Raw genomic sequence first — 14600 nt, forward strand, 5'->3', positions numbered from 1 at the left:
TGAGCACTGCCTTTCGCACCGCCAAAAGCGCCCAACCGAAAGGCAGAGCAGACATGACCTCGAAGATCGTACCCGTCATCATGGCCGGTGGAAAGGGAACGCGCCTGTGGCCGCTGTCCCGAGCGGCCGCGGCCAAGCAGTTCATCCGTTTCATCGGTGACAAGACCCTGTTTCAGGGCACGCTGCTTCGCGTCGGGGATACCGATCTCTACGAACCCGCAATCGTCATCACCAACGAGGAATTCCGTTTCCTCGTCGCGGAACAGGCGCGCGAACTGGATGCGCAGCTCTCCGGCATCCTGCTGGAGCCGGAAGCGCGCAACACCGCCGCCGCGGTTGCCGCCGCCGCTGTCGCCGTCGCGGATCTCTATGGCGAAGACGCCATTCTCCAGATTCTCCCATCCGACCACGACATCGTCGTCGACGATACCTATGTGAACTGTGTCAGGGCCGCCGCCAAGGCGGCGAAGGTCGGCAAGATCGTGACTTTCGGCATCACGCCGACCGAACCCGCGACCGGTTACGGCTACATCGAGCTTGGCAAGGAAATCGGCGACGGCGCTTTTGCCGTCAAGCGTTTCGTCGAGAAACCGAAAGCCGAAATCGCGGAGAAGATGCTGGAGGCCGGCAACTTCTACTGGAATTCCGGCATGTTCGTCTTCACCGCAAAACAGATCGTTGCCGAGCTGGAAAAATTCGCTCCCGACGTCCTGGCCGCCGCGAAGGCCTCGGTCCGGGCTGCGGCAAAGGATCTGGACTTCACCCGCCTCGACAAGGAGGCCTTTGTCCAGAGCCCGAGCATTTCCATCGACTATGCGGTGATGGAAAAGACGCCGAACACCGTCGTCGTGCCTGCCGCGATCACCTGGTCGGACCTCGGCAGCTGGGATGCCGTCTGGAAGATCGGCGCTCCGGATAAGGATGGCAACGTCGTTCACGGCAATGCCACCGTGGTCGACACCCGCAACTCGCTCGTCATGTCCCGCGACAGCCACATCGCCGTGCAGGGCATGGACGGCGTCGCCGTCATCGCCAGCGAGGACGCCGTCTATGTCGGACGTCTCGACGAAAGCCAGAAGGTCGGCGATCTCGTGAAGCTCCTTGCGTCGCGCAAGGAAACCGCCAACCTGACGGAAAACCATCCGACCTCGTTCCGACCCTGGGGCGGCTATACCTCGGTACTCAACGGCGAACGTTTCCAGGTGAAGCGGCTTTTCGTCCATCCGGGCAAGAAGCTCTCGCTGCAGAAGCATCATCATCGCGCCGAACACTGGGTATGCGTTCGCGGCGCCGCGGAAGTCACGATCGACGACAAGGTGACGATCCTGCACGAAAACCAGTCGATCTACATTCCGCAGGGCTCCGTGCACCGGCTTGCCAATCCCGGCAAGATCCAGCTCGAAATGATCGAGATCCAGACGGGCTCCTATCTCGGCGAGGACGACATCATTCGTCTTGTCGATGAATTCGGCCGGAGTTGAAAGCCGTAGCTAAAATATGACATCTGCAAAAAACGCAGGCCCCGGACACATAAGCGTCCGGGGCCTGCTTGCTTTATGGCGCTGCATTGCACAAGATTGATTTTAACCCGGAAAACGGGATCGATAAGGGAACAGGGCAAGCAGCACGAATGTCGATCAAGGCCAGCATCTATCACCTCACCCATTATCTTTACGACAAACCGGTGAGGCTAGGGCCGCAGATCATCCGCCTGAAACCCGCCGCCCACTCGCGCACCAAGGTACTCAGCCATTCGCTGAAGGTGACGCCGGCCAATCATTTCGTGAACCTGCAGCAGGATCCCTACGGCAACTATCTCGCCCGCTTCGTCTTTCCCGATCCGGTGACGGAGTTCAAGATCGAGGTCGACCTCGTTGCCGACATGACGGTCTACAACCCCTTCGACTTCTTCACCGAGGAAGAAGCGGTGAAGTGGCCCTTCCGATATCCGGCCGATATCCGCGAGGATCTCGCGATCTACATGACGCCCGAACCGGATTGCCCGGCGCTCGATGCCTTCATGAAAACCATAGACAAGACGCCCGGCCAGGGCACGGTGGACATGGTGGTCGGCCTGAACGCCCGCCTGCAGCAGGAAATCGGCTATGTCATCCGCATGGAGCCCGGCGTCCAGACGCCGGACGAGACGCTGACGCTCGCCAGGGGCTCCTGCCGCGATACGAGCTGGCTGCTTGTCCAGATCCTGCGCCGCCTCGGTCTCGCCGCACGCTTCGTCTCCGGTTACCTGATCCAGCTCACGCCGGATCTGAAGGCGCTGGACGGTCCTTCGGGCACGGAGGTGGACTTCACCGATCTCCATGCCTGGGCGGAAGTCTATATTCCCGGTGCAGGCTGGATCGGCCTCGACCCCACCTCCGGTCTCCTGACCGGCGAAAGCCACATACCGCTTGCGGCAACGCCGCACTACAAGAACGCCGCCCCCATCTCCGGCGGCTATTTTGGCGAGGCCAAGACGGAATTTGCCTTCGACATGCAGGTGAAGCGCGTTTCCGAACACCCGCGCATCACCAAGCCTTTCTCCGACGAAAGCTGGGATGCGCTGAATGCGCTTGGCCAGAAGGTCGACCGTGCCTTGCTCGCCGGCGACGTGCGGCTCACCATGGGCGGTGAGCCGACCTTCGTCTCGATCGACGATTTCCAGTCCGACGAATGGAACACGGCAGCCGTGGGCCCCACCAAGCGACAGAAGGCGGACGACCTCATCCGCCGTCTGCGACAGCGATTCGCGCCGGGCGGTTTCCTTCACTATGGCCAGGGCAAATGGTATCCCGGCGAAAGCCTGCCGCGCTGGACCTTCTCGCTCTACTGGCGTCGCGACGGCCTGCCGGTGTGGAAGAACCCCGACCTGATCGCCGTCGAAAGCCGCGACCACAAGGTCACCCACGAGGACGCCTCGCGCCTTCTGCAGGCAATCGCCGTCGAACTGGACATCCAGCCTGAAAACGTCGTGGCGGCTTATGAAGATCCGGCGGAGTGGATCGTCAAGGAAGCGAACCTTCCGGAAAACGTCGACCCGTCCAACTCGAAACTCAAGGACCCCGAAGAGCGCAACCGCATTGCCAAGGTCTTCTCCAACGGACTGACGACGCCTGCGGGCTACGTCCTGCCGGTGCAGGCCTGGCAGGCGCGCGTTTCCGGCCGCACCTGGGTCAGCGAGAAATGGCGCACCCGGCGCGGCCGTCTCTATCTCATTCCCGGCGACAGCCCGGTCGGCTTCCGCCTGCCGTTGAACTCCCTGCCCTACATCTCGCCGTCCTGGTATCCCTATATCAATCCGGTCGATCCAACGGTGGAGAAACCGCCGCTGCCCGATTTCTCGACGGAAAAGGGCCGCGGCATGCCGGAACACTCCTTCCAGCCGGACATCGCCCAGCAGACCCGCATGCCGCAATCCTACGAGGAGATTGGCGGACGTGTCCGCACCGCAATCTCGGTGGAGGTCCGCGACGGCCGGCTTTGCGTCTTCATGCCGCCAACGGCAGCGCTTGAGGAATATCTCGACCTTCTCGCCTCCGCCGAACGCGCCGCCGCTTCCCTGAACCTGCCGATCCACATCGAAGGCTACACGCCGCCGCACGACGAACGCCTGAACGTCATCCGCGTCGCCCCCGATCCGGGCGTCATCGAGGTCAACATCCACCCCGCCTATAACTGGCAGGACTGCATCGACACCACCACCGCGATCTACGAGGAAGCGCGGCAGGCACGCCTCGGCGCCGACAAGTTCATGATCGACGGACGGCACACCGGCACCGGCGGCGGCAACCACGTCGTCGTCGGCGGCGCAACGACCAATGACAGCCCCTTCCTGCGCCGGCCGGATCTCCTGAAAAGCCTTGTCCTGCACTGGCAGCGCCACCCCTCGCTGTCCTACCTGTTTTCGGGCCTGTTCATCGGCCCGACCAGCCAGGCTCCGCGCATCGACGAGGCGCGCCACGACAGCCTCTATGAGCTCGAAATCGCCCTTGCCCAGATCCCGTTGCCGGGCAATGGCCAGTTGCCGCCTCTGCCGTGGCTGGTCGACCGGCTGTTCCGCAACCTGCTGATCGATGTCACCGGCAACACGCACCGCTCGGAAATCTGTATCGACAAGCTGTTTTCGCCCGATGGACCGACCGGCCGCCTCGGCCTCGTCGAGTTCCGCGGCTTCGAAATGCCGCCGAATGCGCGCATGTCGCTTGCCCAGCAACTGCTCATCCGCGCGCTCATCGCCCGCTTCTGGAAGAATCCGATCACCGGCAATTTCGTCCGCTGGGGAACGGCGCTGCACGACCGTTTCATGCTGCCCTATTACGTCTGGCAGGATTTCCTGGAAGTGCTCGCCGACCTGCGTGACAACGGCTTCGACTTCAAGCCGGAATGGTTCGAGGCCCAGCTCGAATTCCGCTTCCCCTTCTATGGCGAGGTGGAATACGGCGATTCGCGGCTGGAACTGCGCCAAGCGCTGGAGCCCTGGCATGTCATGGGCGAGCAGGGCGCGATCGGCGGCACCGTGCGTTACGTCGATTCGTCGGTGGAACGGCTGCAGGTGAAGCTCGACACGCCCAATCCGGCCCGTTTTGCGGTTGCCTGCAACGGTCGCCGCGTGCCCCTCACCCCGACCCGGACCAATGGCGTTGCTGTCGCCGGCGTGCGTTACAAGGCATGGCAGCCGGCCTCAGGTCTGCACCCCGTCCTGCCGGTCAACACACCGCTAACATTTGATATTTATGATACATGGTCCGGCCGTTCGATCGGCGGGTGCGTGTATCATGTGGCCCATCCCGGCGGCAGAAGCTACGACACCTTCCCTGTGAACGGCAATGAAGCGGAAGCCAGACGGCTTGCGCGTTTCGAGCCTTGGGGCCATACAGCGGGCAGTTATCCCTTGTGGCCGGAAAGCGTGGCACCCGAATTTCCGCATACATTGGATCTGAGAAGACCCCAGGGCATGTGAAAGAGGATATGACAAACCCGACGGTGGCGGAAAAGCTGGAAGACGAAATCAGCGAGGCGCGAAGCGTGAGTTATCGGGCATTGCCGGGCGCGGCCGACGAGATGCTGGATAATAACGGCGCCATTCGTCCGGTCTGGCAGCCGTTCGTCAATGCCATAGACCAGTTGTCCGAACATGAACTGCACGAACGCTTCGCCCGTGCCGACCGCTACCTGCGGGATGCTGGCGTCTTTTACCGGGCCTATGGCGCAAACGGCTCGAGCGAGCGGGCCTGGCCCTTTTCCCACATCCCGGTCCTGATCGACGAGAAGGAATGGCAGGTGCTGGCCGAAGGTCTGGTGCAGCGCGCCAACCTGCTGGAAGCCGTGGTCTCCGACATCTACAACGACAACCGGCTGGTGCAGGAAGGCTTCCTCCCGCCGCAGCTCATCGCCGCCAATCCGGAATTCCTGCGTCCCCTGGTCGGCATCAAGCCGGCCGGCGGACACTATCTCCATTTCTGTTCCTTCGAGATCGGTCGCGGACCTGATGGAAACTGGTGGGTGCTGGCCGACCGCACCCAGGCGCCGTCGGGTGCCGGCTTTGCGCTGGAAAACCGCGTCGCGACCACCCGCGCCTTCTCCGACATCTATGCGGAAACCCATGTTCACCGGCTCGCCTCCTTCTTCGGGGCCTTCCGTGACGCGCTTCAGTCGCGCAAGCAGCATTCCGACGACCGCATCGCCGTCCTGTCGCCCGGCCCGGCCAACGAGACCTATTTCGAACACGCCTATATCGCCCGCTATCTCGGCATCATGTTGCTGGAGGGCGAGGACCTGGCCGTCGTCAACGGCCGCGTCATGGTGCGCACCGTCGCCGGGCTGAAGCCGATCAGTGTTCTGTGGCGCCGCCTGGATGCGGCCTATGCCGATCCTCTCGAACTTGACCAGAATTCCCATATCGGCACGCCGGGCATGGTGCAGGCGCTGCGCAACGGCGCCGTGACCTTCGTCAATGCGCTCGGCTCCGGCGTTCTGGAAACGCGCGCGCTGCTGGCCTTCATGCCGACCATCTGTCGCCACCTGCTCGGCGAGGATCTGGCGCTCCCCTCGATCGCCACATGGTGGTGCGGCCAGAAGTCCGAACGCGAACAGGTTGCCCGCAACCTCGACCGCATGGTCATCGGCCCGGCCTATTCACGGCTTCCCTTCTTCGATGACAGCGGCCGCTCGCAACTCGGCGCCTCGCTGTCCAAGCCCCAGCGCAAGGCCATGCTGGAACGCCTCGAGGTCGAGGGCGGCAAGCTCGTCGGACAGGAAGTCGTCACCCTCTCGACCACCCCGGCATTCGTCGATGGCCAGCTCACGCCGCGGCCGATGAGCCTGCGCGTCTATGCCGCCCGCACCCGCGATGGCTGGCAGATCATGCCCGGCGGCTTCGCCCGCATCGGCAGCAGCAACGACGTCGCGGCCATCGCCATGCAATCGGGCGGCAGCGCGGCGGATGTGTGGATTGTGTCCGGAAAGCCGGTCGACCGCACCTCGCTTCTGCCGGCGGAGGAAAGCTTCACCCGCAACATGCCGGGCAGCCTGCCGAGCCGCGCAGCCGACAATCTCTACTGGCTCGGCCGCTATATCGAACGGGCCGAAGGCGCATTGCGCATTCTGCGCGCCTGGCATGGACGTTTTGCCGAATCCGCCGACCCGAAACAGCCGCTTCTGGCCTATGTGACGCGCTACCTCTCGCATCTCGACGTCGACATGAAACACGGCGTCCCGGAAAGCATGATGCGCAACATTGACAGCGCCGTCTATTCGGCAAGCAACATCCGCGACCGCTTTTCACCCGATGGCTGGCTGGCGCTGAACGATCTCGCGAAGACCGCGCGGCGCTTCCACGATACCGTCCGGCACGGCGACGACGCGGCCCATGCGATGACCATCCTCCTGCGCAAGCTCGCGGGCTTTGCCGGTCTGGTGCACGAAAACATGTACCGCTTCACCGGCTGGCGCTTCCTGACCGTCGGTCGCTTCCTCGAACGCGGCCTGCACATGACCCGGCTTCTAGGCCACATGACCGCCGACGAGGCTCCCGACGGCGCGCTCGACATGCTGCTGGAGATCGGCGACAACGTGATGACCCATCGCCGCCGCTACAACGTCAACACGGCGAAGCTGACAGTCACCGACCTTCTGGCGCTCGATCCTCTCAACCCGCGATCCATTCTCTTCCAGCTCAACGAAATCCGCATCGAACTGGAGCAATTGCCGAACGCCTTCGTCAACGGCCAGATGTCGCCGCTTTACCGGGAAGCGATGCGGCTTCATTCCGGCCTCGCGGTGATGACGCCGGAGACGATGACGCCGGAAGTCTATTCGACCCTTGAGCGCGAGCTCGAAAAACTGTCCGACATCCTTGCGAACACCTATCTCGGATAGACCGATGCTCTACGACCTGACGCTCCATATCGGTTACATCTACGACGTTCCCGCTTCCGGGTCCCATCACATCCTGCGCCTCCTGCCCCTGTCCCTGCCCGAACGCCAGAGGCTGGTCGCGGGCTCGGTCAAAATCGAGCCGCATCCGGACGAGACCTCCAATTTCACCGATTTTTTCCACCACCCGGCAACCTACATCATGCTGAGGGCGCCCCACGAGAAGCTGGACATCCGCATGCAGGCGCGCGTCATGGTGCAGCCGCAGCCGCTGACGGCCGACTTTTCCCCTCTTCTCGAGAAATTGCCGGAAGAACTTGCGGACTACTGGTCCGCCGAGCCGGGCTCCCCGCATCACTTTCTCGGCGCCAGTCCCCGCCTGGGCGAGGTGCCGGAAATCGCCGCCTATGCCCGCAAGGATCTGAAGTCCGGCCTGACGGTTCACCAGATCGCGGAAAAGATCTGCGCGCGGATCCATGCCGACTTCAAATATGATTCGAGCGCGACCACCGTCGACACGACGCCCGCCGAAGCCTTTGCCCTGAAGCGCGGTGTCTGCCAGGATTTCGCCCACGTCATGATTATTGCGCTGAGAAGCCTCGGCATTCCCGCCGGCTATGTCAGCGGCTTCCTGCGAACGATACCGCCGCCGGGCAAGGAACGACTCGAAGGGGCGGACGCCATGCATGCATGGGTCCGGATCTGGTGCGGCGAGACCACGGGCTGGATCGAACTCGATCCGACCAACAACATCGCCGTCAGCAGCGATCATGTCGTGGTCGCCTATGGCCGCGATTATTCGGATGTCGCCCCCGTCATCGGCGTCCTGAAAAGCTATGGCACCCACCAGACCGCCCAGTCCGTCGATGTCGTGCCCGTGAAATAGCCGCGCGCGCAGCCAATGGGCCGAATGCTAAAATTCTAGCGTCCCTTTTAAACCGAACATCAGTTTTTTCAGATATCCCGACGGTCAAGGTGCTCCCTTGCATGGATGGATATGATGCCCGGTACCATAAGAAAGCACGCCTGTTTCCGCCGGTTCATGATGGAACGCAGCGGAAACTTCGGCATGATGACGGCGATATTGCTGCCCGTCACGCTCGCCGTCGCAGGTCTCGCGATGGACATGACCAAAGTGATACAGGTCAAGGCAGCCCTTCAGGATGCGGCCGACTCCGCCGCCCTTTCCGCGGCATCGGCCCTGGCGAGCGATAACAGCCTGACGGACGAACAGGCGATCGAGCGCGCCCGCAGGTTCATGGCGGCACAGTTTGCCAATACCGCCGGCTCCGACAATGCCACAGAGGACGAAACCCAGAGCGGCACGTCCGACGAGCTTGGGGAAGATACCACGGCGATCGTCCAGCGCACGACCGGCAGCAGCGGCTCCAGCAATGTCTACGACGTCACTGTCTCGGGATATTACGACGTCCCGATGAATGCCTTCACCCGCCTGCTCGGCCGCGAGAGCATGCGGGTGTCTGTGACCAGCAAGGCCGAGAGCACATCCGAAACGCAAAGTGCGCTGTCGATGTATCTGGCTCTTGACCGTTCGGGTTCCATGTCTTTCGTGACCGATACGGTCGACACGACGCAGACCTCCTGCGTGAACTACACCGCATCGAACTGGGCCTACAAGGACGTGAAGCAGGGGCAGAAGAATTACATCAAGCCCACGAAGCCCTGCTACGTGCGCAAGATCGATGCTTTGAAGACCGCCGCCGGCGTCCTCTTCACCACGCTCAACGAGGCCGATCCCGACGCGGAAGGCGTTCGTGTCGGCGCCGTGTCCTACAACGACACGACCCAGTCCCCCTCCGCCATCGCCTGGGGCACGACATCGGCCGCAGCCTATGTCAGCGCGCTGCCTTCCGTGCCAACCGGAGGCACCAACGCAAGCGGCGCCATGAAAGTCGCTTATGATGCGCTGAAGGCGGCAAACGCCACCGAAGCGAACGCGCAAGCAGCCAAGGACAACAAGAAGTTCGAGCGTTACATCCTGCTGATGACCGACGGCGAAATGACCGGAACGGGCTCCAGTTGGAACGCATCCATCGACAGCCAGGTCCGGAGCTATTGCGACCTGGCAAAGACCGACGGCATCAAGATCTTCACCGTCGCCTTCATGGCGCCCGACAAGGGGAAATCCCTGCTGAGCTATTGCGCCAGCGCCGCCGACTATTACTTCGAGCCGGAAGACATGGACACGCTGGTCAGCGCCTTCCAGGAAATCGGCAAGAAGGCGGCCGACATGACCACCCGCCTCACGAATTGAGGATGGGCAAGATCCGGCCGGAAGGTGGGATAAAAGCCGTGGCAGCGATCGCCACGGCTTTTTTTATTCAAAATCCGGCCGGTGACATAAATCCTGAAAATTCAGCGCTTTATAAACAACGTCGTGCGCGCGCCCCCAATCTGGCATTTGCCGATTTCCTGTGTTGCAAGTGTTTCATAACGGTGCGTAAACTACGAAAAACGGACCATGCGCCGACACCACCGGAATCGGCGGGTAGCCCGTTAAAACGATCCAACTGTTGGCGGAACTATGATTAAGACACTCAGCAAAGCCGACCTGCCCCTGCCCAAGCCGCGCGTCTCCGACCCTGAGGTGCTCGCCGCTGAAATCATCGAGCGACTGACCTACGGCATCGGCAAGGACGCCAAGGTGGCAACGCCCCATGACTGGCTGACGGCGACGATCCTCGTGGTGCGCGACCGCATCATCGACAAGTGGATGGAATCGACCCGCGCCACCTACGCCGACAACGCCAAGCGCGTCTATTATCTCTCGCTCGAATTCCTCATCGGCCGGCTGATGCGGGACGCCATGTCCAATCTCGGGCTGATGGAGGAGATCCGCCAGGCGCTCGCCTCGCTCGGCGTCGAACTCGACGTCATCGCCGGCCTTGAGCCCGATGCGGCGCTCGGCAACGGCGGTCTCGGACGTCTCGCCGCCTGTTTCATGGAATCCCTGGCGACCGTCGATATCCCGGCCTATGGCTACGGCATCCGTTACGTCCACGGCCTCTTCCGCCAGCAGATGGCCGAGGGCTGGCAGGTGGAACTGCCGGAAACCTGGCTCGCCCACGGGAACCCCTGGGAGTTCGAGCGGCGCGAAAGCTCCTACGAAATCGGTTTCGGCGGCGGCGTTGAGACCATCAACGGCCAGAACGAAGACCTGCGTTACGTCTGGAAGCCCAGCGAGCGCGTGATCGCCACGGCCTATGACACGCCGGTGGTGGGCTGGCGGGGCGAGCGGGTGAACACCCTGCGCCTCTGGTCGGCCCAGCCGATCGATCCTATTCTTCTCGATGCCTTCAACGCCGGCGATCACATCGGCGCTCTGCGCGAGAGCAACAAGGCGGAAACCCTGACCCGTGTCCTCTATCCGGCGGACGCGACGGCCGCCGGGCAGGAGCTTCGCCTGCGGCAGGAATATTTCTTCTGCTCCGCCTCGCTGCAGGACATTCTGCGTCGGCATCTCCAGCAGGGAAATCCCCTTTCGGCGCTGCCGGAAAAGGTTTCGATCCAGCTCAACGATACCCATCCGGCCGTTTCCGTCGCCGAACTGATGCGGCTTCTCTGCGATATCCACGGCGTCGACTTCGACACCGCCTGGGATATCACCTGGAAGACCTTCTCCTATACCAACCACACGCTTCTGCCCGAGGCGCTGGAAAGCTGGCCCGTGCCGCTGTTCGAACGGCTCCTGCCGCGCCACATGCAGCTCGTCTACGCCATCAACGCCAAGATCCTGCTCGACGCCCGCAAGAACCGCGCCTTCACCGACACCGAGATCCGCCACATCTCGCTCATCGACGAAAGCGGCGACCGGCGCGTGCGCATGGGCAACCTCGCCTTCATCGGCTCGCACAGCATCAACGGCGTTTCCGCCCTGCATACGGAACTGATGAAGGAGACGGTTTTCGCCGACCTCCACAAACTCTATCCGGAGCGGATCAACAACAAGACCAACGGCATCACCCCGCGCCGCTGGCTGATGCAGTGCAACCCGCAACTGACCTCGCTGGTGCGCGAGGCGATCGGCGACGATTTCCTCGACGATGCCGGCAAGCTGACGGCGCTCGACGCCTTCGCCGACGATGCGTCGTTCCAGGAAAAGTTCGCCGCCGTCAAGCGCGCCAACAAGGAGCGCCTGTCCAATCTGGTCGCGAGCCGCATGGGGATCAGGCTCGATCCCTCGGCCATGTTCGACATCCAGATCAAGCGCATTCACGAATACAAACGCCAGCTTCTCAACATCGTCGAGACGGTCGCTCTCTTCGACCAGATCCGTTCCCATCCGGAGCGGGACTGGGTGCCGCGCGTCAAGCTCTTCGCCGGCAAGGCGGCACCGAGCTACCACAACGCCAAGCTCATCATCAAGCTCGCCAACGACGTTGCCCGCGTGGTGAACAACGACCCCTCCGTTCGCGGCCTGCTCAAGGTCGTCTTCATTCCGAACTACAACGTCTCGCTCGCCGAAGTCATGGTGCCGGCGGCCGATCTTTCCGAGCAGATTTCGACGGCCGGCATGGAAGCATCGGGAACCGGCAACATGAAGTTCGCGTTAAACGGTGCACTGACCATCGGCACGCTGGACGGAGCGAATGTGGAAATGCGCGACCATGTCGGAGAGGAAAATATCGTGATCTTCGGCATGACGGCGGAAGAGGTCGGCAAGGCGCGGGCCGACGGCCACAATCCGCGCACGACCATCGAAGCTTCGCGGGAACTGTCGCAGGCGCTCTCCTCCATTGCCTCAGGCGTCTTCTCCCCGGATGACCGCGGCCGCTTTGCCGGCCTGATAAACGGCATCTACCAGCACGACTGGTTCATGGTCGCCGAGGATTTCGATGCCTACGCCAAGGCCCAGCGCGAGGTCGATGGCATCTGGACGGACCCGCAAAGCTGGTACGGCAAGACCATCCGCAACACCGCCCGCATGGGCTGGTTCTCGTCCGACCGCACGATCCGGCAGTACAATTCCGACATCTGGAGAGCCTGATGGCCAAATCACCGAAGACGATCGGTGACACTCCCCGGCCGGAGGTTCCTCCGGCCTCGGAGATCGCAGCCATCATTGCCGGCACCCATGGCGATCCCTTCTCGGTGCTCGGCATCCACCAGACCGAAACGGGCTTCTGCGCCCGCTGTTTCATTCCCGGCGCGGAAACGGTGACCGCGGTGGCGCTCAACGGCGCCGATCTCGGCGAACTCCCCCGGATCGACCCGGCCGGCTTCTTCGCCGGACCCGTGGCGATCGGCGGCTTCCATCCCATCCGCTACCGGGCCTGCCGCGGCGATGCCGAATGGACTGTCACGGACCCCTACAGTTTCGGTCCGGTGCTCGGCCCGATGGACGACTATTTCGTCCGCGAAGGATCGCATCTGAGACTCTTCGACAGGATGGGCGCCCATCCTCTCAAGCACCAGGGCGTGGACGGCTTTCACTTCGCCGTATGGGCACCGAATGCACAGCGCGTGTCTGTCGTCGGCGATTTCAACGAATGGGATGGCCGCCGGCATGTCATGCGACTTCGCCGGGACACCGGCATCTGGGAAATCTTCGCCCCGGACGTGCGGCAGGGGACAGCCTACAAGTTCGAGATCATCGGCAAGGACGGCGTGCTTCTGCCCCTCAAGGCCGACCCCTATGCACGGCGGGCCGAACTGCGCCCGAAAAACGCGTCGATCACCGCTGCGGAACTGGAGCAGGATTGGCAGGACGACGCCCATCGCGAGCATTGGGCGAGCGTCGACCAGCGTCGCCAGCCCGTGTCCATTTACGAGGTGCATGCCGGGTCGTGGCAAAGACGCGGCGACGGTTCGCTGCTGACCTGGGATGAACTGGCCGATCGCCTCATTCCCTATTGCTCGGACATGGGTTTCACCCACATCGAGTTCCTGCCGATCACCGAACACCCCTACGATCCGTCCTGGGGCTACCAGACCACGGGGCTCTATGCGCCGACGGCCCGTTTCGGCGAGCCGGAGGGCTTCGCCCGCTTCGTCAACGGCTGCCATAAGGTCGGCATCGGCGTCATTCTCGACTGGGTGCCCGCCCATTTTCCGACCGACGCCCATGGCCTGCGCTGGTTCGACGGCACGGCGCTCTACGAGCATGCCGATCCGCGCCAGGGCTTCCATCCGGACTGGAACACGGCGATCTACAATTTCGGCCGTATCGAGGTCCTGTCCTACCTCATCAACAACGCCCTCTACTGGGCGGAGAAATTCCATCTCGACGGCCTTCGCGTCGATGCGGTGGCCTCCATGCTCTACCTCGATTATTCCCGCAAGGAAGGCGAGTGGGTGCCGAACGAATATGGCGGTCGCGAAAACCTCGACGCCGTCCGCTTTCTCCAGAAGATGAACCGGCTGGTCTACGGCGCGCATCCCGGCGTCATGACAATTGCCGAGGAATCCACCTCCTGGCCGAAGGTCTCGCAGCCGGTCCACGAAGGCGGCCTGGGCTTTGGCTTCAAGTGGAACATGGGCTTCATGCACGATACGCTGAGTTACTTCTCGCGCGATCCGGTGCACCGCAAGTTCCACCACCAGGAAATCACCTTCGGCCTCCTCTATGCCTTTTCCGAGAATTTCGTGCTGCCGATCTCCCATGACGAGGTCGTTCACGGAAAGGGCTCGATGATTGCCAAGATGCCGGGGGATGACTGGCAGAAATTCGCCAATCTGCGAAGCTATTACGCGTTCATGTGGGGTTATCCCGGCAAGAAGCTGCTTTTCATGGGCCAGGAATTTGCCCAGTGGAGCGAATGGAGCGAGAGCCGTCCCCTCGACTGGAACCTGCTCCAGTATGCGCTGCACGAAGGCATGCGGCGTCTCGTCCGCGATCTCAACTTCACCTACCGTTCGAAACCGGCGCTTCACGCCCGCGATTGCGAGGGTGACGGGTTCGAATGGCTGATTACCGACGATCACGACAATTCGGTCTTCGCCTGGCTGCGCAAGGCACCGGGCCAGAAACCGGTTGCGGTCATCTGCAACTTCACGCCCGTCTATCACGAGCGCTACACCGTGCCGCTGCCCGCTCCGGGCCGCTGGCGCGAAATCCTCAATACCGATGCCGAGATCTATGGCGGCAGCGGCAAGGGCAATGGCGGGCGCACGGAGGCCCGGCCGGGTTCTGACGGACGCGCCACCGCGACGCTGACCCTGCCGCCACTCGCCGTCATCATGCTCGAACAAGAAAACTGATGCGGGAG

8 protein-coding genes are annotated in these 14600 nt (G+C 62.6%); all 8 read left to right on the forward strand.

Annotated elements, in window-relative coordinates; all coding sequences use genetic code 11:
• Positions 1-53: 53 nt before the first annotated feature.
• Positions 54-1481 (forward strand): mannose-1-phosphate guanylyltransferase/mannose-6-phosphate isomerase, encoded by a 1428-nt coding sequence (locus ACLBKR_RS13500; protein WP_113424492.1) that lies wholly within the window; start codon positions 54-56, stop codon positions 1479-1481.
• Between the two features lie 149 nt (positions 1482-1630).
• Positions 1631-4957: a DUF2126 domain-containing protein gene (locus ACLBKR_RS13505; protein ID WP_112828731.1), complete on the forward strand. Its 3327-nt coding sequence runs from the start codon at positions 1631-1633 to the stop codon at positions 4955-4957.
• Between the two features lie 8 nt (positions 4958-4965).
• Entirely contained in the window at positions 4966-7374 is a 2409-nt protein-coding gene (locus ACLBKR_RS13510) for a circularly permuted type 2 ATP-grasp protein (RefSeq protein WP_112828732.1), read from the forward strand.
• Between the two features lie 4 nt (positions 7375-7378).
• A complete protein-coding gene (locus tag ACLBKR_RS13515; RefSeq protein WP_112828733.1) occupies positions 7379-8257 on the forward strand; it encodes a transglutaminase-like domain-containing protein in 879 nt (292 codons plus the stop codon).
• Positions 8258-8440: 183 nt separating this feature from the next.
• On the forward strand, positions 8441-9646 hold the full coding sequence (locus ACLBKR_RS13520) for a vWA domain-containing protein (protein WP_414899429.1): 1206 nt from the start codon (positions 8441-8443) through the stop codon (positions 9644-9646).
• Between the two features lie 2 nt (positions 9647-9648).
• The gene (locus ACLBKR_RS13525) at positions 9649-9924 is read left to right on the forward strand and encodes a hypothetical protein (RefSeq protein ID WP_162757835.1); all 276 of its coding nucleotides are present in this window, start codon (positions 9649-9651) and stop codon (positions 9922-9924) included.
• Positions 9920-12379: a glycogen/starch/alpha-glucan phosphorylase gene (locus tag ACLBKR_RS13530; RefSeq protein ID WP_244710110.1), complete on the forward strand. Its 2460-nt coding sequence runs from the start codon at positions 9920-9922 to the stop codon at positions 12377-12379. The genes ACLBKR_RS13525 and ACLBKR_RS13530 overlap by 5 nt, the downstream gene beginning before the upstream one ends.
• The gene (glgB, locus tag ACLBKR_RS13535; protein WP_113447653.1) at positions 12379-14592 is read left to right on the forward strand and encodes a 1,4-alpha-glucan branching protein GlgB; all 2214 of its coding nucleotides are present in this window, start codon (positions 12379-12381) and stop codon (positions 14590-14592) included. The genes ACLBKR_RS13530 and glgB overlap by 1 nt, the downstream gene beginning before the upstream one ends.
• Positions 14593-14600 lie beyond the last annotated feature (8 nt).

This window comes from Paenirhizobium cremeum (genome assembly GCF_047553425.1).
Lineage (GTDB): Bacteria > Pseudomonadota > Alphaproteobacteria > Rhizobiales > Rhizobiaceae > Allorhizobium > Allorhizobium cremeum.